Annotated in this window: 18 protein-coding genes and 1 pseudogene; 18 read left to right on the top strand and 1 reads right to left on the bottom strand. The window is 24.7% G+C overall.

Features of this window, described 5'->3' with window-relative positions; translation table 11 throughout:
- Positions 1-8 precede the first annotated feature (8 nt).
- From RGC78_RS12315 to RGC78_RS12275, 10 genes and pseudogenes are all read left to right on the top strand, one after another.
- Positions 9-1385: an ABC transporter permease gene (locus RGC78_RS12315; RefSeq protein WP_309556732.1), complete on the top strand. Its 1377-nt coding sequence runs from the start codon at positions 9-11 to the stop codon at positions 1383-1385.
- Between the two features lie 14 nt (positions 1386-1399).
- A complete protein-coding gene (locus tag RGC78_RS12310) occupies positions 1400-2716 on the top strand; it encodes an ABC transporter ATP-binding protein (RefSeq protein ID WP_309556731.1) in 1317 nt (438 codons plus the stop codon).
- A gap of 158 nt (positions 2717-2874) precedes the next feature.
- Positions 2875-4302, top strand: coding sequence for a class I SAM-dependent methyltransferase (locus RGC78_RS12305; protein ID WP_309556730.1), 1428 nt, complete (start codon positions 2875-2877; stop codon positions 4300-4302).
- 43 nt (positions 4303-4345) lie between these two features.
- Positions 4346-6670, top strand: a complete 2325-nt coding sequence (locus RGC78_RS12300) for a glycosyltransferase (protein ID WP_309556729.1) — start codon at positions 4346-4348, stop codon at positions 6668-6670.
- A 125-nt stretch (positions 6671-6795) separates the two neighbouring features.
- Positions 6796-9117: a DUF6020 family protein gene (locus tag RGC78_RS12295; RefSeq protein ID WP_309556728.1), complete on the top strand. Its 2322-nt coding sequence runs from the start codon at positions 6796-6798 to the stop codon at positions 9115-9117.
- 26 nt (positions 9118-9143) lie between these two features.
- Positions 9144-10094: a glycosyltransferase family 2 protein gene (locus RGC78_RS12290; RefSeq protein WP_309556727.1), complete on the top strand. Its 951-nt coding sequence runs from the start codon at positions 9144-9146 to the stop codon at positions 10092-10094.
- A gap of 42 nt (positions 10095-10136) precedes the next feature.
- Positions 10137-10475, top strand: coding sequence for an EamA family transporter (locus tag RGC78_RS12285; protein WP_309556726.1), 339 nt, complete (start codon positions 10137-10139; stop codon positions 10473-10475).
- Positions 10468-10806: an EamA family transporter gene (locus tag RGC78_RS12280; protein WP_309556725.1), complete on the top strand. Its 339-nt coding sequence runs from the start codon at positions 10468-10470 to the stop codon at positions 10804-10806. Before RGC78_RS12285 ends, RGC78_RS12280 begins: the two co-directional genes overlap by 8 nt.
- 75 nt (positions 10807-10881) lie before the next feature.
- A pseudogene (locus tag RGC78_RS16205) lies at positions 10882-11145 on the top strand (Rpn family recombination-promoting nuclease/putative transposase); the annotation flags it as partial.
- Positions 11146-11183: 38 nt separating this feature from the next.
- A complete protein-coding gene (locus tag RGC78_RS12275) occupies positions 11184-11390 on the top strand; it encodes a hypothetical protein (protein ID WP_309556724.1) in 207 nt (68 codons plus the stop codon).
- A 265-nt stretch (positions 11391-11655) separates the two neighbouring features.
- Here the strand turns inward: RGC78_RS12275 and RGC78_RS12270 are convergent, their stop codons facing one another.
- Positions 11656-12678, bottom strand: a complete 1023-nt coding sequence (locus RGC78_RS12270; RefSeq protein ID WP_061312855.1) for an IS6 family transposase — start codon at positions 12676-12678, stop codon at positions 11656-11658.
- Between the two features lie 124 nt (positions 12679-12802).
- Between RGC78_RS12270 and RGC78_RS12265 the strand changes: the two genes are divergently transcribed.
- From RGC78_RS12265 to RGC78_RS12230, 8 genes are all read left to right on the top strand, one after another.
- Entirely contained in the window at positions 12803-13276 is a 474-nt protein-coding gene (locus RGC78_RS12265) for a hypothetical protein (protein WP_309556723.1), read from the top strand.
- Positions 13277-13450: 174 nt separating this feature from the next.
- Positions 13451-14299, top strand: a complete 849-nt coding sequence (locus tag RGC78_RS12260; protein ID WP_309556722.1) for a glycosyltransferase family 2 protein — start codon at positions 13451-13453, stop codon at positions 14297-14299.
- Between the two features lie 216 nt (positions 14300-14515).
- Entirely contained in the window at positions 14516-14749 is a 234-nt protein-coding gene (locus tag RGC78_RS12255; RefSeq protein ID WP_309556721.1) for a hypothetical protein, read from the top strand.
- A gap of 333 nt (positions 14750-15082) precedes the next feature.
- Entirely contained in the window at positions 15083-15397 is a 315-nt protein-coding gene (locus RGC78_RS12250) for a nucleotidyltransferase domain-containing protein (protein WP_309556720.1), read from the top strand.
- Positions 15390-15560 carry a HEPN domain-containing protein gene (locus tag RGC78_RS12245; RefSeq protein ID WP_309556719.1) on the top strand — a complete coding sequence of 57 codons (171 nt, stop codon included), beginning with the start codon at positions 15390-15392 and terminating at the stop codon, positions 15558-15560. Before RGC78_RS12250 ends, RGC78_RS12245 begins: the two co-directional genes overlap by 8 nt.
- Before the next feature lie 42 nt (positions 15561-15602).
- A complete protein-coding gene (locus RGC78_RS12240; RefSeq protein ID WP_309556718.1) occupies positions 15603-17351 on the top strand; it encodes an AAA family ATPase in 1749 nt (582 codons plus the stop codon).
- A 159-nt stretch (positions 17352-17510) separates the two neighbouring features.
- On the top strand, positions 17511-17924 hold the full coding sequence (locus RGC78_RS12235; protein ID WP_252211741.1) for a nucleotidyltransferase domain-containing protein: 414 nt from the start codon (positions 17511-17513) through the stop codon (positions 17922-17924).
- 2 nt (positions 17925-17926) lie between these two features.
- The gene (locus tag RGC78_RS12230; RefSeq protein WP_309556717.1) at positions 17927-18373 is read left to right on the top strand and encodes a hypothetical protein; all 447 of its coding nucleotides are present in this window, start codon (positions 17927-17929) and stop codon (positions 18371-18373) included.
- The last annotated feature ends 323 nt before the right edge of the window (positions 18374-18696 follow it).

Genomic DNA, 18696 nt, shown 5'->3' with positions numbered 1-18696 from the left:
ATAAAAATATGAATAAGAATAGATTTATAAAATTAATATTATTAATTGCAATGCTATTAATATCTAATGTTTTAATACTTAAATATTGTAACTTATCAAATAAAAATATTATTGTAAGTTATAATTTAATATCTGATAAACAAAATGAATATCAGTTGTTTTATGGAATTGATACTGATTGGAGTGAAGAAAAATCACAGCGAATAAATTACAATAATATTAATGAACAAAAAAAATTGAAATTTACAATACCAAAAGATTCGATATATATTAGATTTGATTTTGGAAATCAATTATCGAATATTAAAATTTCGGATATTAAATTAACTAATTTTGTTTGTAATAAAGAAATTAGTATTGAAGATTTGATGTCTTCACAAAATATAAACCAGATTTCAAATTATAAAATAGAAGATGGCTTTGTTACTTTTCAAACAGTTGGTGATGATCCTAATGTACAATATAAATTAGATTCTAGTATTATAAATTCGTTAAATAAGAACTTTAATGTTATGAATATGGGATTAAAATTCTTTATATGCATTATTATAGATTTATTAATATTAATAGTTATTAAAAAATCTAAAATTATTAAGTCACTAATATCAGAAATAAACAATAATAGAACTCTTATATGGAATTTATCAAAGAATGATTTTAAAACTAAATATGCAGGTTCGTATCTTGGAATAACTTGGGCATTTGTACAACCAATAGTTACTATTTTAGTATATTGGTTTGTTTTTCAATTTGGTCTTAAAGCAGGATCACCAATGGAAAATGTACCTTTTATAGTGTGGTTTGTATCGGGTGTGATTCCATGGTTTTTCTTTCAAGAAGCCTTACTTAATTCAACGAATTGTATGATAGAATATAGTTATTTAGTTAAAAAAGTTGTTTTTAAAATAAGTATACTACCCATAGTAAAAATAATATCAGCACTGTTCGTACACTTGGTATTTCTAGGATTTTTATTTATTGTAGCAGGAATTTATAAATTTTATCCAACCCAATATAGTATTCAGCTTATTTATTATTCTTTTTGTACATTTTGCTTAACACTTGCACTTTCCTATGCAACAAGTGCAATGATAATATTTTTTAAAGATTTAGGTCAATTAATTAATATTTTTCTGCAAGTTGGAATGTGGATGACACCAATTATGTGGAGCTATACCATAATACCTGCAAAACTTCAATGGATAGTAAAATTAAATCCAATGTATTATATAGTAGAGGGATATAGAGATACTTTTATAAATAAAGTGTGGTTTTTTGAGAGATATTTCCAAACGGTGAATTTTTGGAGTGTAACATTACTGTTATTTGTAATTGGCGCAGTTATATTTAAGAAACTTAAACCACATTTTGCAGATGTACTGTAATTTAGGAGGCACAAATGTCAGATATAGCAATTAAAATAGAAAATTTAAGTAAAGTCTATAAGTTATATGATAAACCTATAGATAGAATGAAGGAAGCTTTAAGCTTAACAAAAAAGAAATATAGCAGAAATCATTATGCATTAAATAATATATCTTTTGAGGTAAAAAAAGGTGAAACAGTTGGAATAATTGGATCAAATGGATCAGGTAAATCTACTTTGCTAAAAATAATAACAGGAGTACTTAGCCTATCAAGTGGAAATTTGCAAGTAAATGGGAAAATATCAGCATTATTAGAATTAGGTGCAGGTTTTAATCCAGAATATACTGGAATCCAGAATGTATACCTTAATGGAACTATGATGGGATATACTAAAGAGCAAATGGATGAAAGAGTTAAGCCAATAATGGATTTTGCTGATATAGGAGAATTTATATATCAGCCTGTAAAAACATATTCATCAGGTATGTTTGCAAGATTAGCATTTGCAGTAGCTATAAATATTGAACCCAAAATATTAATTGTTGATGAAGCATTAAGCGTAGGCGATGTATTTTTTCAAAATAAATGTTTTAAGAAATTTGACAAGTTACAAGAGGAAGGGACTACTATATTATTTGTATCTCATGACATTGGGAGTATCAGACAAATGTGTTCTCGGGTATTATGGATAGAAAAAGGAGAACAGATAGTTTTTGGGAATAAAGATGAGGTTTGCAAAAAATATATTAATAAACAATTTAAAGAATCAAATCAATTAAATGAAAAAGAAGTAGAGAAGGAACATTTAAAAGCAATAAACATTCCAGTTAAATCAAATATAAAAAAATTATACCCTAAAATAAAAGTTGACAAAAATAATATTTTAAGCGAAGATATTGAAATTATATCATGTTTCGTAAAAGATAAAGATAACAACATAGTAACTACATTAGAAGTATTAAATCAATACTCAGTATATATTGTATGTAAAGTTAAAGCTGTGTATATGGATAAAATAATAGTAGGTATTGTACTAGAAAATAGTAAGGGAATAAATTTATTAGCACTTAATACTTATATTAATAATCATGAAAAAGTATTAGAAATATCACAAGGCGAAGTAATGGAAGTAAAATTTGATTTTCAGTTACCTAAAATTTTGAAAGGACAATATTTAATCAGTCCAGCGATTGCAAAAGGAAATCAAAAGGAAAATGTGATTCTTACTTGGTTACATGGGGCATTGGACATTACTATTTTGAATAATGGGTACAATACTTCATTAATGGAAATAGATTCAGATGTAAAAATAGAAAAATACAGTACTAACAATATAGAGTTATACTAGAAAATATTGAAAAAATAAAAAATTGTAAAGATAATTTGAATGTAAATTTTGTTTAAAAGTGATTAGGTATAAGATATTACATATTATTCTTGGAATTAAAGAAAAGTATTTTTGATAGTGATAAATAAGTATAATAAAGAGAAGGAGTAATTAATTAAATGGATTTTACAGGAGAAAGATTTGTACCTGATATAAAAATAAATAATCAAATTCAAGCAGAACATTATCATAGATATGAATCTATAAAAGACTTGGTAAAGAATAAAAAAGTTCTTGATGCAGCATGTGGTGAAGGATTTGGAACAAATATATTAGCTGAGTATTGTTCTGAAATAATTGGTATTGACATTTCGGAAGAAGCTATACGGAATGCAAATAAAAAATATAACAAACGAAATATTTCATTTTGTAAAGAATCAATAGAAAAACTTCCATTTGATAATGATGTATTTGATGTTGTTGTTTCTTTTGAGACAATCGAACATGTAAATGAAAAAATACAAAAATGTTTTTTAGAGGAGATTCATAGGGTTTTAAAAAAAGATGGGATAGTAATTATGTCAACACCTGACAAAGGAAATATGGATCGTAATGGGCATAATCATTTTCATGTAAAAGAATTTGATAAAAATGAGTTTGTACAATTTTTATCTAGTAAATTTAATACTATTGATTTACATGAACAATTTTATATAGGAAATTTATCAATAATTGATAATAAATCTAAAAAATTATTGCAAAATATTATTTATAATAATGATGACATAAGATCAAATTATTTAATAGCCTTGGGATATAAGGGTGAATATAACAATGAGTATGGAAATAGCATTTATATTGTACAAGATCAATCAAAAGAGACAGTTGATATACAAGTATTTTATGCATTAGGTTCAGAAAATTATAATGAAGAAGAAAGCATTATTATAAAAACACCTTTTACTTATGAGAAAATAGTAAAACATATACCAATTGATACTAATACTCCAATAGATAAATTTAGAATAGATCCTATCAGCATTCCAGCTGAGTTAGAGATTTATAATATACTTATAGAAGACAGTGAGGGAAGACAGTTAGACTTAACTTCATCTATTACTACAAATGCGTTTTACAATGAAGGTAATAAATATATGTTTATAACAGATGATCCTCAAATATATGTAGATTTAGGAGATTCTATAAAAATAAAGACTATTATTATAGAATATAAAATCTTAGAATATAAGTTAAATATACAAAATGTAGTTCAAAGTAGAGTAGAAACATTAAAGGAAAATATTAAAATAAAAGAAGAACAGTATAGAGATATAAGTAATTTAAAATTAGAAATAGAAAATAGGAATATAAAATTAGAAGAAGAAAAATTAGAAATAGAAAATAGGAATATAAAACTAGAAGAAGAAAAATTAGAAATAGAAAATAGGAATGTAAAACTAGAAGAAGAAAAATTAGAAATAGAAAATAAGAATATAGAACTAGAAGAAAAAAGTAAGAATTTAATTAAACAGAAAATAGATATTGAAAATACTATTACTTGGAGAATAAGAACAAGAATAAGAAAAATTTTAAAACTTGAAAAGTAATTTAATATCTATTATGTTGAAATAACAAGACATGGAGGAAAAGATGAAAGTAGACATTGTTATTCCTATATATAATGCATATGAATATACTGTTGAATGCGTTAATTCAGTAATAAGGCATACTAATGAAGAAGATTATAATTTAATACTAATAAATGATAAAAGTCCTGATAAGAGAGTAGGAGAGTATTTAGATAAATTAGGAAAAGAAAATCATGAAAATATATTAATTTCTCATAATGAAAAAAATATTGGTTTTGTTGGAACGGTAAATAAAGGAATGTCAATTAGTAAAAATGATATTGTTTTATTAAATAGTGATACAGAAGTTACAAGAAATTGGTTAAGTAAAATAAAAAATGTAGCATATTCAAATTGTAATATTGCTACAGTAACTCCATTAACAAATAGTGGTACTATTTGCTCAATTCCAATATTTTGCCAAGATAATCAAATACCAGAAAATTTTACAGTTGATGAATATGCTGATGTAATAGAGAAAATAAGTTTGAAAATATATCCATCAATACCAACTGCTGTTGGATTTTGCATGTATATTAAAAGAAGCGTTATTAATAAAATTGGACTGTTTGATGAAGAAACATTTGGACGAGGATATGGTGAGGAAAACGATTTTTGTTGTAAAGCATTAGAAAATGGGTATTATCACGTATTATGCGATGATACATTTATATATCATAAGGGAAGTGCATCATTTAGTGCTGATAAAAATGAATTAGTAAAAAAAAATTCGAAACTTTTATTTGAAAGATATCCTTACTATACTAAAATGATTGAAAAATTTATTTTGAAAAATCCATTAAAAGAAATACAGAACAATATAAAATTGCAAATAACTATTAGAAACAAAAAGAGAAATATTTTATATGTAGTTCACAATGATTTTTTAACAGGTGAGAATCATCCAATAGGGGGAACGGAATTTCATGTTAAGGATTTAGTTGATAATATTAAATTATTTAACTCTTATGTAATGATTGTTAAAGATAATACAATAAAAATTCATGCATTTATTGATGAACGGATTCTAAAATTTAGTTACCAGTTGTCAGATGTTATTGATACGTTTAATTTTAGTTCAAATAGTTATATAGAAAAATTAAATGAAATAATAGATTATTTCAACATAGATGTAGTGCATATACAACATTTAAAAACTCATACTTTTGATGTTGTAGATATTGCCAAAAAGAAAGATATTCCTGTATTTTTAACTATACATGATTTCTATCTTAATTGTCCTAATATAAATTTATTATATTTTAATAAAACATATTGCATAAATAATAGAAGCAAAGAAAATTGTATATCATGTATAAAAAATAATTACGGATACGATGGATATTTTTTAGGTGTTTGGAATGAAAAAGTTTATGAAATGTTAAAAAGAATAGATAAAATCTTTGCACCATCTAACGCTGCAAAGAAAATTTTTGAGCAATATTATATAGATAAATATGGTAAAATAGAATTTGAAATTAAAGTAATTGAACATGGAATTGATGAAAAAAAAGAATTAAAACGAAATTATTTGGACAATAAAGATGATAAATTTAAAATAGCATTTGTTGGTGGATTATCAAGAACTAAAGGAAGTAAGTTAATTCATGATATAATAAAAAATAATAAAAATAAAAATGTTGAGTGGCATTTATTTGGAAATATAGGGGACCAAAGATTAAATCTCCTAGATAAAAAGGAAGTAATAAAACATGGAAGGTATAATCGTAATGAGATAGAAAAGATATTAAATGAAAACAATATAAACTTAATCTGTATTTTTTCCATTTGCCCTGAAACATATTCATATACATTAAGTGAGTCAATTATAGCTAATATTCCAATATTAGTTACTGACATAGGAGCATTAGGAGAAAGAGTTGATAAATATGATATAGGTTGGAAAATTCGATATGATTCTACTTATAAAGAGGTATTAGAGAAAATTGAAGAAATAATTAAAAATAAAAATACTTATATAGAGAAATGTAGTAATATAAAGAATGTTAAATTACCTAATAAGCAAGAAATAGCCAAATATTATGAAGAATTTTATTTAGTTAAAGCAAAATCTAAGCTAAATCAGATTGATTCTATTGAAGTAAAAAATACATTACTAAATTATAGGATTAATAATATTGATGAATTTTCATCGAATTGTGAAAATAATGCTATAGTTATAAATGAATTAAATAGAAGTATAGATCAACTTCAAAATGAAGTGAGTTTAATGAAAGCTACACTTGGATGGAAGGTTATGGAGTATATTAGAAATACGATACCTGATTCGATAAAGCATATAGGAAAAAAAACAGTTTATTTTTTTTCAAGGTTTATGATTAAATAAAAAAGTAATATTTAGATGTTAATTGATACGTTGCACTAAGTATATGATTATAATTTTATTAAGAACTGTTATATGTTTTAAATAATAATTTTTTGTAAATATAGAGTTATAAAAGGATGAAAAAAATGAGTTATATTTTAAAAAAAAATAAAGTATTAAATTTAGTTATGGTTGCGATAATTTTCACAACATTTATTCAATTATTAGTTTCTGATAATAATATTAAAAAAAAAATAATTAATAATAAGAAATCTTCAATTTCATATAAAGTAGATGAATTTATAGAACAAGGATATACAAAAGATGAAGATGAATATACTACTATTAATAATGATTCATGGTTTTTAAAAACAGAGATCAATACATATGTTGATAATATTGAGTTAAATATATCTTCAGCTGAAAATATACCAATTTCTATATATTATACAACTAGCGAAGAAAATTTTAGTGAGCAACAAGTTATAAACAGAATATTAATAAAAAATGAAAGTAATGTAAAAATACCCGTAATGAAAAAAATAAAAACTATACGTCTTGATATTGGAGATGCAATAAATCAAAAATTTAAACTTGAAAGCATAAATTTCAATTTAAATAGTGGAATTAATAAATTAGATATTATATATTTTATAGTAACATTTATGTGTGTATTTATATTTGAATTATATATTATATTTTTAAGAAAAAAATATAATATTGATCATTTTCTTATGTCTGTAATTAGTATTTGTGTCTTATTGAAAATATTAACAATTAGTAAATATCAGATTAGTAATAGTATATTAGCATTAATATTATTTATATCATTGAATTTTCTATTTAAATATTCAATTAAGATGTCGACTAAAAGAATGATTATATGCAGTATTCCATTTGGGGTTTTATTATCAATATTTTTTGTTTTAGGTTATGAATTGAGTGATGACTATACTATTATATTTAATAATAATTTTCTCAATATTTCTTTTTTTGTTGTAGGATTATCATTTATTTTTATATTTCTAATAATAGCATTTTTATATAATTTACCTATGATATTACAAAAAATAAATAAAGTAAATTTAAAATCAATTAATAAATTTGTACTATATAATAAACGTGCTTTTTTGATAACATGGGCAATTATATTTATATGTTGGATTCCTAATTTATTGGCTTCATTTCCTGGAATATATACATTTGATGCAATAATGCAAGTCAACCAATTAAGAGGAGATAATGTGTTATCTACACATCATCCTATTTTACATACTTTATACATAGCTTCATGTATATTGGCTGGAGGAAAGTTATTTGGATCCTATACAATTGGAATGGCTATATACTCTTTATCTCAAATGCTGATTATGTCTTGTATTTTTGCCTATACATGTACATTTATATATAAGCAGAAAGTACCGAACTTGATTAAATATTTTTCAATATTATTTTTCTCTATATTACCATTAAATTCAATGTATTCAATAACTGCAACTAAAGATGTTATTTTTGCTGGTTTAATATTAATATTGTTCATATTTACAATTCAAATGTTTGAAAATCCAAAACTATTTTGTTCTTCGCTTAAATTACAGATTAGGTATATAATCATTGCAGTGTTAATGTGTTTGTTTAGAAATAATGGAATATATATAATATTTTTTGTTTGCCCATTCTTTTTTTTATATTTAAAAAAGAAAAATATAGTTATTATATTTAGTTGCATAATAACTATATATTTAGTAGTAAATGGTCCGATTATGAATGCCTTAAATATAAAAAAGGGAGATTTTAGAGAAGCATTAAGTGCACCTATTCAAATGTTAGCAAGGACAGTTAAAGATAATCAAGATGTTATTGATAATAAAGAACTAGAAATAATATATGAAATTCTTCCAGAGAATACTGCTAATATATATAATCCTATTTTATCTGATCCAGTAAAATCTAATTTTAATACTGATGTATTTAAAAAGGATATAAAAAAATATTTGAATGTTTGGATTAAAATAGGATTAAAATATCCACAAAGTTATATTAATGGTTTTTTATCAACTAATATGGGATTTTGGTATCCTGATAAATCTTATAAAGGATATTATATGGATTATGATATGTGGAATTTAGAAGGAGATTACATATTACTTACTAGAGAAAGTGCATTACCAATTTTGGATAAGATATATCAAAAAATAGCATATGGAGAGCTTCAGACTAAAATACCAATAATATCAATGTTGTTTTCTCCGGGTTTTTATTTTTGGTTTTTTGTATTTTCTCTGTTTATACAAATTTATAAAAAAAATTATAAATTATTAATATCGATGATTCTTTATATAGCGTTATGGGGAACATTAATATTATCTCCAGTAGCAATAATAAGATATGCATATCCATTAGTATGTATAGTGCCATTATTAATTTCAACTATTTTTGAGAAAGATTCTGGATTGATAGAAAATTAATATTAAAAAATATGAGGTGAGATAGAATGAGTAAATTTGATAAAATTGCGGTTTTAATACCATGTTATAATGAGAGTAAAACGATAGAAAAGGTAGTTAGAGATTTTAAAAATTCACTACCAGAAGCAACTATATATGTATATGACAATAATTCAACTGATAATACGGCAGAATTGGCTGAAAAATCAGGGGCGATAGTTAAGTATGAATATAAGCAAGGAAAAGGTCAAGTGATTCGTTCGATGTTTGCAGAGATTGATGCTGAATGTTATCTGATGATTGATGGTGATGATACATATCCTGCTGAAAATGCAAAGGAAATGATTGATATAATATTAAATAAGAAAGCAGATATGGTAATAGGAGATAGATTATCATCAACATATTTTAATGAAAATAAAAGACCTTTTCATAATATTGGGAATAAAACAGTTAGATTTCTGATTAATATATTATTTAAAAATAATATAAGAGACATTATGACTGGATATAGGGGATTCAGTTATGAGTTCGTAAAAACATTTCCAGTATTATCGAAGGGATTTGAAATTGAAACTGAAATGACTATTCATGCATTAGATAAAAACATGGGTGTAAAAAATGTAATTGTAACATATCGAGATAGACCAGAAGGTAGTGAATCAAAATTAAACACATATTCAGATGGAATAAAGGTAATAAGAACTATTACAAATTTATTTAAAAACTATAGACCTTTTTCGTTTTGTGCAACATTGGGAACAATTTTTTTATTAATGTCAATAGTGTTATTTGTACCAGTTTTTATAGAATATTTAAATACAGGATTAGTTCAAAGGTTTCCAACATTAATAGTTAGTGGTTTCTTAGGATTAGCATCAATTCATTCTTATTTTTCAGGAATAATACTAAATGTTATATCACATCATCAAAAACAAGAGTTTGAATTTAGGTTAAAGCAAGTAAAACAATATAAGAAAATGGAAAATAATGAGTAATGTATATTAAATTAAAGCATATGTTGTGGAGTTGAATAAATAATGTTAGAGTCATTGAAAAAAAATAGAAAAGGAATAGCTTTAATTATATTATCGTCAGTATTTGTTTGCATTGGACAATTATTGTGGAAAATTTCAAATACTGAAGGACTAATGTATATATTAATTGGTTTTTTATTTTATGGAATAGGTGCAGTATTTATGATTGTTGCTTATAGATTTGGAAGTTTATCTGTACTACAACCAATGTTGAGTTTAAATTATATATTTACAATAATTCTTGCAAAAACAGTGTTAAATGAATCATTAACATTAAGTAAAATAATATCAATTTTAATAATTATTATGGGAGTTATTTTAATAGGTGGTGGAGATGATTAAGATTATATGTTATATAACAATAATAATTATGACTATTTTCGGGGCTTTTGCAGGATTATTTTTGAAGAGAGCATCTTCATCAAAAAAACTAAAAGAATTAATACTAAATATTAATTTATATATTGGTGGAATCTTATATATAATTTCAGCACTTATGAATATATATGTATTAAAGTATTTAGATTACTCAATAACACTTCCTTTAACATCAATTACATATATTTGGACAATGATAATTTCGTATATTATTTTAAAAGAAAAGATTACATATAAGAAGATATTTGGAATTATATGTATATGTTCTGGTGCCATATTAATTACAATAAATTAAAAATACCAACTTCCATTGCAAGATCCTTCAGTATCACCATAAATGTCCCCAAATTTAAGATTATAAAGAACTAAAAAATCTTATGTTATATTCATATGTAAATTTGATTATTTTAGTAAAGGTCGTCATAAATATACTTTTGAAAATATATGTTTAGAAGATAAAAACATAAAATTAAAAAATGATATACAAAAGATAATTTTAAATACAAAAGGAACTTTAGTAATAAAGAATATACATGAAAAAGTAATAGATGTTAAAAAAGATAAGAATGTGGAGGTGGAATTTATGACTTTGTTAGAAAGAAATCGTGAAAAAATAGAAGAAGGAATGCAAAAAACAACAAAAAAACAGCAATTAATTTGTTGAAAATGGGAATGACAGAAGAAAAAATAACAATGCTAAAAAATGGTCAAGTACCTATATATGAACGGGGTCTTAAAGATTTAATGGATAAAAATGTAGCAGATGGAAGACTTGAATTTTCTACTGATATGAAAAAAACAACAGAAGAAAGTGAGGTAATATTTATAGCAGTAGGTATACCACCTAAAGATGATGGAAGTGCTGATTTAATGAAATAGTTACTCATTTACTATCATTTTAATTATACTTGATTACTTTGAATAATTATATGTACAAGATTAAAAAAATTATTTCTAGTAAGCAATTTTAATATTAATGTATATTTATAATGGGAATCTGTTAAGCTGATATGAAAAAACAGCTTGATTTTTCATAGAATTACTCGCTCTTTGAAAATTATATAAGTTTGAGCACTTTATTGCATGGCAAACAAGCCTGCAATAAAAGTGATTTTTGCAGGTTAATCAAAAGTATTAAGTTTAATTACGCTGCTGAAAACCAAGAGTTTTTATCTAAGCTATTGCTAGCGAAACCAGCAACTTCAGCTGGGGTATAGTTGTTTAATGATCCATGTGGTCTAATGAAATTATAGTGAAAGATAAATAAATATACTAAATTATTAGCTTTCTCAAAGGAATTAAAGCCTTTTTTAGCTTTATACCATGCTTTAAAAGTCTTATTAAATGATTCGATTAAGTTATTATTTGTATCACTAGACATAGGAGCTACTGGTATATGTTCGGTATTTGGCAATACCGTAGCGGCAGCTTGGTTGTATGAAGGTAATCTATCAGTTATAAAATAGGTTGGTTCTCCACAATTTTTAGCTTCATTGATAAGTGTATATGCCGAATCAGAGCTTCTAGATTTAGTTAGATGAAAAGCTAAAATAAATCTAGTTTCTGAATCAATAGCTAGCCATAGGTAATATTTTTCACCATTAATAAATACAACAGTTTCATCAGCGTGCCAATCGTCAGATTGTAAATCTAAACTATCTTTAAATTTATCGGCCTTTTGTTTGAAAAAAGGTGCAAATTTATTAGTCCAGCTTGCTATGGTTACATGAGAGACTTTAATACCGCAGTTCATCATTAAGAATTGTGAAATTGATCTTGTTGATGAATTATTTAGAAAGTATAAAGTTAATGCAGTCAGTATAACATGAAGTGGAAATCGCATTCCTTTCATAGAAAGGGAACCGGTAATTAACTCACTAGATGCATTATCAATATTAGTGGTATGATGTTTAACTATTATATGATTACATTTTTTATTATTGCATTTATAGCGATTGTAATGTTTGTAAGCGTGATGCAAGTACGTGCCTTTACCACACTTTGGACATCTAGGATAATTCATTTTAGGTAGTCCGTCACCGTCGCCTAAGGCGAACTGGCGCTTACACATTTTGCATTGATACTTTTGATTAGCCTGCTTATTCAAACCAAACTTATATAGTTTGTCAGAATGGCAGCGTGGACATTTTATATTAGTTTTGTTCATTGTTCTTCTCTCCTTTTTAAGGGGGTATTATTAAGTGTTGCAAACCTATTGTATTTCCTAAGGTTGAGAAGCGCAATGTTCATATAACTTAACAGATCGTATAATGGAATTGGGGGATATGCTAATGAGAGTAGCAATTGCAGTAAATGTAGATTGTAAAAATCAAAAAGGATATGATATTGTAACTGCTTATAAAGAAAAAACAGTATTGCAATTTGCAAAAAGAAAATCGACAGATGGTTTAAATGTAGGTGATATAGTATATTTGTGGTTAACAAAACCAATAAGTAATTTTATGTATAAATGTGAAGTTGTAGAAATAGATTCAAAGGAGATCATAGACGATACGAAGTATTATTATAATTGTGAACAAAGAAAACAAATTATAAATAAAGATAATGGTATCTATTCACTTAAATTAATTAATAAAATTGATGAAAAGCATAAAGATGAGGTTAATTTGAAGCAAATGAAAGCATTAAATCTTACAAAAATGAATCATGTACAATGCTGTTGCAAAGATAAGAATCACAAAGATATGTTTGATTATTTAGATGAAAAATTTAATTGTGCAGAACAGACTGATTGTGAAAAATAAACAATTATTTTTAAGTAAGATGAAACCTAAATATAAATTCAGTGGTAAGCTTAAAAAAACAACAAAGCTTACCACTATTTTTATTTTAATACACTAAAATTTAGGATATAATTAAGGTATTATTTAAAGTTGGAATATCAATAAACTATAAATACAAATGAAAGGATAAAATCAGTGATTATATCAATAATTTGCCCCATATACAACGGTCAAGATTACATAGAAAAACTAAACAAAAATTTATTAAGTCAAGAACGAGATTCCAATGAAGAATTAGAGATATTATATGTTTTAACTAGAAGCAAAGATAAAAGCGAAAATATATTAAAAGAATTGAAGTGCAAGTATTGGATAATAGAGCCAAAGGATTTTTCTCATAGCAAAACTAGAGAAATGATGTCTAGTAAAGCTAGTGGGGATATAATAGTTTTTATATCTCAAGATGTAAAGATGAAGAATAAATTATGGCTTAAGAATTTAGTTGCTCCTATAATAAATGGAGAATGTGAAGCTAGTTTTAGCAGACAAATTTGTGAGAATAATAGTATAGAAAAGTATACTAGGGAAAAAAACTATCCTGAAGAATCTAGGATAGTATCTAAAGATGATATAGAGAAATATCGATTATTAACATTTTTTTATTCAGATGCATCATCAGCAGTAAGTACTAAAGTTTATAGAGATCTTAATGCTTATGATGGAAAAAATATAATAATAAATGAAGATATGTATTTTGCACATAAATTAATACATGCTGGATATAGAATTAAGTATTGTGCAGATTCAGAAGTTTATCATTCTCATAATTTTACATTTAAACAACTTTATAATAGGTATTATGATACAGGGGTATTCTTTAAGGAAAATTCTTATTTAATGAAGTATAAAGGAAATGAAAGTGGATTTACATTAGCTAAATATGTTTTAAAAAGAGCTTTGGAAGACAGAAATATAAAAGTTATATTTAGTTTATTACCTAACTTTGGAGTAAGATATATTGCCATAAAGTTAGGACAAAAATGATTATTTAGCTATTAGATATAAAATTAAAAAATATTTTAGGATTATCTATAGAAAAGATTAAATATGTTGATGGTTATAGCAAATAGGATTTAACAGTCTTATCTGTTTTTTGTTTTAAGTCAATAAATATGACATAAGAGTAGAAATACAATTAATAAATAAGTATAATATGATTAAGAGAATAATATTTCACATTAAAATTAGTGAGGTGGGAATATGCTGATTAAAAAATCTACAATGAATCGTAAACTACAACTAATAGTACTAGAACTTTCAAAAAAGTTAAATAAATCTGAAATTGAAACATTAGAATTATTTTATTCAACTAATGTTTATCGTGAATTAGTTGAACAGGAAACTACACTTTGTACAGAATCATATTCATTTATTGCTGATGATGTTTTACGTGAATTAAATTTATATGAAAAGCCAAAGGTGAAATTTCATTAAATTTAAATAAAAAAATTGATAATAGCTTTGAAGAGGTTAAATATTTTATAAAAATGATATGGAAATAAAGATAACAGATAGTATGTAAAAATCTTATCTGTTTTTTGTTCTACGGAAAATTAATTACTACTTTTAAAGTTTAGTTTACCCCTGGGGTGTAAAATTTTACAGGTACAAGTTTGAATACTCTTATTTGTTTTAAGTACATTATAAATAGGCTATAATATAAGATATATGATAGATATTTTTTAAAAGGTCATTATAAGATAAAATATATTGATTATTAAAAAGAAAGTTAATAAATTTGGTAGAGATACTAAAGGAGAATTCAGAATGAATGTTAATAATTTTAATAAAGAAATAGATTATATAAAGAAACAAGTAATAGAAAAATTCAATCCCAAAGAGATAATACTTTTTGGTTCTGTAGCAAAAGGAATTTTTAGAGAAGATAGTGATATTGACTTATGTATTATTAAAGATACAATCAATAAAAGAGAATTGTTAACAAATATGTATGTAAATATAGAAAGTAATATTCCATTTGATTTAGTTTTATACACAAATGAGGAATGGAATAGTTGTATAAATGACAAAAGTAGCTTTGCATACTCTATTATAAATACAGGGGTGAAAATATATGGTTGATACGTTGCGATATAAGGATTGTGGTTTTTTAAATCAATATTATATAGAAACAAGATATCCAGCAGACAATCCACTTATAGTAAGTGATTATGAAGCAGAGGAATGTGTTAAAATAGCAGAAGAAATTTATAGAATTGTGATATCAAAGTTAAATTTGAATTAAGAATTTATAGTATAGATATTTTTTTAGAAGGAAGGTGCGGTAATGAAAAAGAGTATTCAGGTTGGAACATCAGACTTTAGAGAAATTATAAAAGAAAATCATTATTTTGTAGATAAGAGTTTGCTTATAAAAGAGTTTATAGAAAATGCAGCAAAAGTTATATTAACACCAAGACCAAGGCGTTTTGGTAAGACTTTAAATATGAGTATGCTAAAATACTTTTTTGATATAGAAAAGAAAGATGAAAATAAAGATTTATTTAAGGGATTAGAAATAGAAAATGAAGAAGAGATAATGAAGATGCAAGGAGCGTATCCAGTTATTTTTCTTACTTTTAAGAATGAAAAACATCTTAGTTTTGAAAATCTTCAAGAGGGAATAAAATCATTAATGTACAATATATATATGGATCACTACTATTTATTAGAAAGTGAAAAATTATCACAATTTGATAAAGAGAGGTTTAAAGAAATATTAGATAGAAAAGGTTCTATCGTTGAGTTTTCAGAAGCATTAAGTAATCTAATGAGATTGCTTAACAAGCATTATGATAAAAAAGTAATTGTACTTATAGATGAATATGATGTGCCAATTCAGGAATCATATTCAGAAGAAAAAGGAAACTCGACTCATATTCATTCGCTGAGTACGTTCGATGAACCAAATACAAGATTTGGATTCTCACAGCACGAGGAAGCTATCGTTTTAATAAGAAATATTTTAACAGCTGCACTTAAAGATAATGTATATTTAGAAAAATCTCTAGTTACTGGAATACTTAGAGTTGCAAAGGAAAGTATTTTTTCAGGGCTTAATAATATAGAGGTAGATAGTATTTTAGGAATTAATTTTAATGATAAATTTGGCTTTACAGAAGAACAGGTTAAAAATTTATTAGAATATTATAATCTTTCAGAAAAAAGTGATGAGGTTAAGAAATGGTACAATGGATATATATTTGGAGGAAAGATTATATATAATCCTTGGTCAGTTTTAAATTATATTAAAAACAATACAATGGGATTTATGCCTTATTGGATAAATAGTAGCAGTAATGATTTGATTAAAAGATTGCTTTCTAAGGGAAGTGAGGATACTAAAAAGAATCTTGAGGAGCTTATAAAAGGAAATTCTATAAACAAGATAGTAGATGATCATGTTGTTATGAAAGATGTAGAAGATGATGAGGAAAATCTATGGGGATTTTTAACTTTAAGCGGATATTTGAAGCCAGTAAATAAGGAGCTTACTAGAGGAAAGTTTAATTGTGAATTAAAAATACCAAATGAAGAAGTGAACATATTTTATGAAAACTTAATTGAAAAGTGGTTTAAGGAAAGTTTAACAAGCAAAAAGTATGCTATTATGCTGAATGCATTGGTAACTGGAGATGTTGAAACTTTTGGTGGTTTTTTCAAAAATTTTGTTTTAAATAATATAAGCTATTTTGATGTATCAGGAGAGGAGCCAGAAAAGGTTTATCATGCCTTTGTACTTGGTATGATTGTATCTCTTGCTGATAAATATGAAGTAAAATCAAATAAAGAAAGTGGATACGGTAGATATGATGTTATGCTAATTCCTAAAGATACTTCAAAGCTTGGAATTATAATGGAGTTTAAAAAGATTGATGATTTTATGAGTAAAAGCATAGAAAAAGGAATTGAAGAAGCTTTAAATCAAATTGAAGAAAATAAATATGAAGCAGAACTTATGGAAAGAAATATAAATAATATATTAAAACTTGCAATTGTATTTAAAGGGAAAAAAATTGAGGTTGTTGAAGGTTGATGTAAATCACCCCTGGGGTGTAAAATTTGGAAAATATTCAAGCTGGTGACTGTCACCATAGCAGATAGGGTGTAAAAATCTTATCTGTTTTTTTGTTTTAAGAAAATTAAACATAGGTTATAATTAAAGTAATACTATGATTTAAAGGTAGTGAATTACATGAAGAAAGAAGATATAAAAGATTTTAAAATTGATGACACAGATAATATAATTGCTTTAGCTACTTTTGGTAGTTATAATACAGAAAACTTTATAGAAAATAGAAGTGATATAGATATATTAATTTTGTTAAATGAAAAAAGAGGGGTAGAATTTGAATTTAAACTAGAAGATGAATTACTTCCTAGGTTAGAAGATTTTTTTTCTTATGATAATATACATATAACATTTTTATATTTAAATGAATTTGATTCTGATTTAGCAAAATGTTATATAGAAAGTAAAAATAAACTTATTTTAGATTTTAATAAAGAAATTGATTTTAGGCTTTATGTTAATAAATATTTAAGAAATAATGAATGGCTTAATAAACTTATAAAACATGATACGGAATTACTAAATGGAGGAAAATAAATATGTCACCTTATTATAAATATAAAAAAGAAAGATTAGAAAAGAAGTTTTATGTTGCTAAAGACACACTTACTTTGCTTATTGGTGCAATGAAGGAATTTAATAATACAAATTCTATTTTTTTAAAGCGTTCTATTCTTGGATATTTTCAGGATTTAACGGAATATATAATTGATATGTCAGAGACATTTTTAGTTATGAATGATAATTATATAGATGGATGCTCAGCAGTAGAATTAGTAAAGAGAGCAAGAATTCATGGATTTTTAGAGGATTCTTTATGTGATTTTTTAATAAAAATTGTACGACTAAGAAATAGATATACACACGATTATTATAAAAGAGAAGGTGTGGAAGAAGATATATTTAAATGTTGTTTTTCAGAAATAATGTATCTTGATATATTTTTAGAGATAAGTGATACAGAAATACATTTAAGAGCGAAATAAAATTTATACAATTAGGTAGGATGTAAAAGTCTTATCTGCTTTTTGATATCTAAAATTATAAAATTCTACGTATACACATTTTTTATAATAATAATTATATATCTGTGCAAGATAATAATGTACAAGTTAGAAAAATCATAAATTTTTCTTAATATTTTATAGATAATATATACTCATATTACAAAATATGGTACATTAAATACGCAAATTAAAAATTAGGTTATTTTTTTATCTGTATTGATATATGAATATGTAAAGTGACATATATAAATACTCTGTAAAAATGTAATCTAAAAATTAATAAGATATAGGGGATGAGACTT

The organism is Clostridium aquiflavi (assembly GCF_031344075.1).
GTDB lineage: Bacteria > Bacillota > Clostridia > Clostridiales > Clostridiaceae > Clostridium > Clostridium aquiflavi.
Note: the sequence above shows the minus strand (reverse complement) of the source record. Positions and strands in the feature narration are given on the sequence as shown.

Excerpts from the sequence above, each read along its gene's own strand:
- RGC78_RS12275 (WP_309556724.1), top strand. The coding sequence starts at position 11,184 with ATGACAGAAGAAAAAATAACAATGCTAAAAAATGGTCAAGTACCTATA.
- RGC78_RS12230 (WP_309556717.1), top strand. The coding sequence starts at position 17,927 with ATGTCACCTTATTATAAATATAAAAAAGAAAGATTAGAAAAGAAGTTT.
- RGC78_RS12245 (WP_309556719.1), top strand. The coding sequence starts at position 15,390 with ATGGTTGATACGTTGCGATATAAGGATTGTGGTTTTTTAAATCAATAT.
- RGC78_RS12290 (WP_309556727.1), top strand. The coding sequence starts at position 9,144 with ATGAGTAAATTTGATAAAATTGCGGTTTTAATACCATGTTATAATGAG.
- RGC78_RS12305 (WP_309556730.1), top strand. The coding sequence starts at position 2,875 with ATGGATTTTACAGGAGAAAGATTTGTACCTGATATAAAAATAAATAAT.
- RGC78_RS12280 (WP_309556725.1), top strand. The coding sequence starts at position 10,468 with ATGATTAAGATTATATGTTATATAACAATAATAATTATGACTATTTTC.
- RGC78_RS12265 (WP_309556723.1), top strand. The coding sequence starts at position 12,803 with ATGAGAGTAGCAATTGCAGTAAATGTAGATTGTAAAAATCAAAAAGGA.
- RGC78_RS12315 (WP_309556732.1), top strand. The coding sequence starts at position 9 with ATGAATAAGAATAGATTTATAAAATTAATATTATTAATTGCAATGCTA.
- RGC78_RS12300 (WP_309556729.1), top strand. The coding sequence starts at position 4,346 with ATGAAAGTAGACATTGTTATTCCTATATATAATGCATATGAATATACT.
- RGC78_RS12285 (WP_309556726.1), top strand. The coding sequence starts at position 10,137 with ATGTTAGAGTCATTGAAAAAAAATAGAAAAGGAATAGCTTTAATTATA.
- RGC78_RS12295 (WP_309556728.1), top strand. The coding sequence starts at position 6,796 with ATGAGTTATATTTTAAAAAAAAATAAAGTATTAAATTTAGTTATGGTT.
- RGC78_RS12255 (WP_309556721.1), top strand. The coding sequence starts at position 14,516 with ATGCTGATTAAAAAATCTACAATGAATCGTAAACTACAACTAATAGTA.
- RGC78_RS12235 (WP_252211741.1), top strand. The coding sequence starts at position 17,511 with ATGAAGAAAGAAGATATAAAAGATTTTAAAATTGATGACACAGATAAT.
- RGC78_RS12310 (WP_309556731.1), top strand. The coding sequence starts at position 1,400 with ATGTCAGATATAGCAATTAAAATAGAAAATTTAAGTAAAGTCTATAAG.
- RGC78_RS12250 (WP_309556720.1), top strand. The coding sequence starts at position 15,083 with ATGAATGTTAATAATTTTAATAAAGAAATAGATTATATAAAGAAACAA.
- RGC78_RS12270 (WP_061312855.1), bottom strand. The coding sequence starts at position 12,678 with ATGAACAAAACTAATATAAAATGTCCACGCTGCCATTCTGACAAACTA.
- RGC78_RS12240 (WP_309556718.1), top strand. The coding sequence starts at position 15,603 with ATGAAAAAGAGTATTCAGGTTGGAACATCAGACTTTAGAGAAATTATA.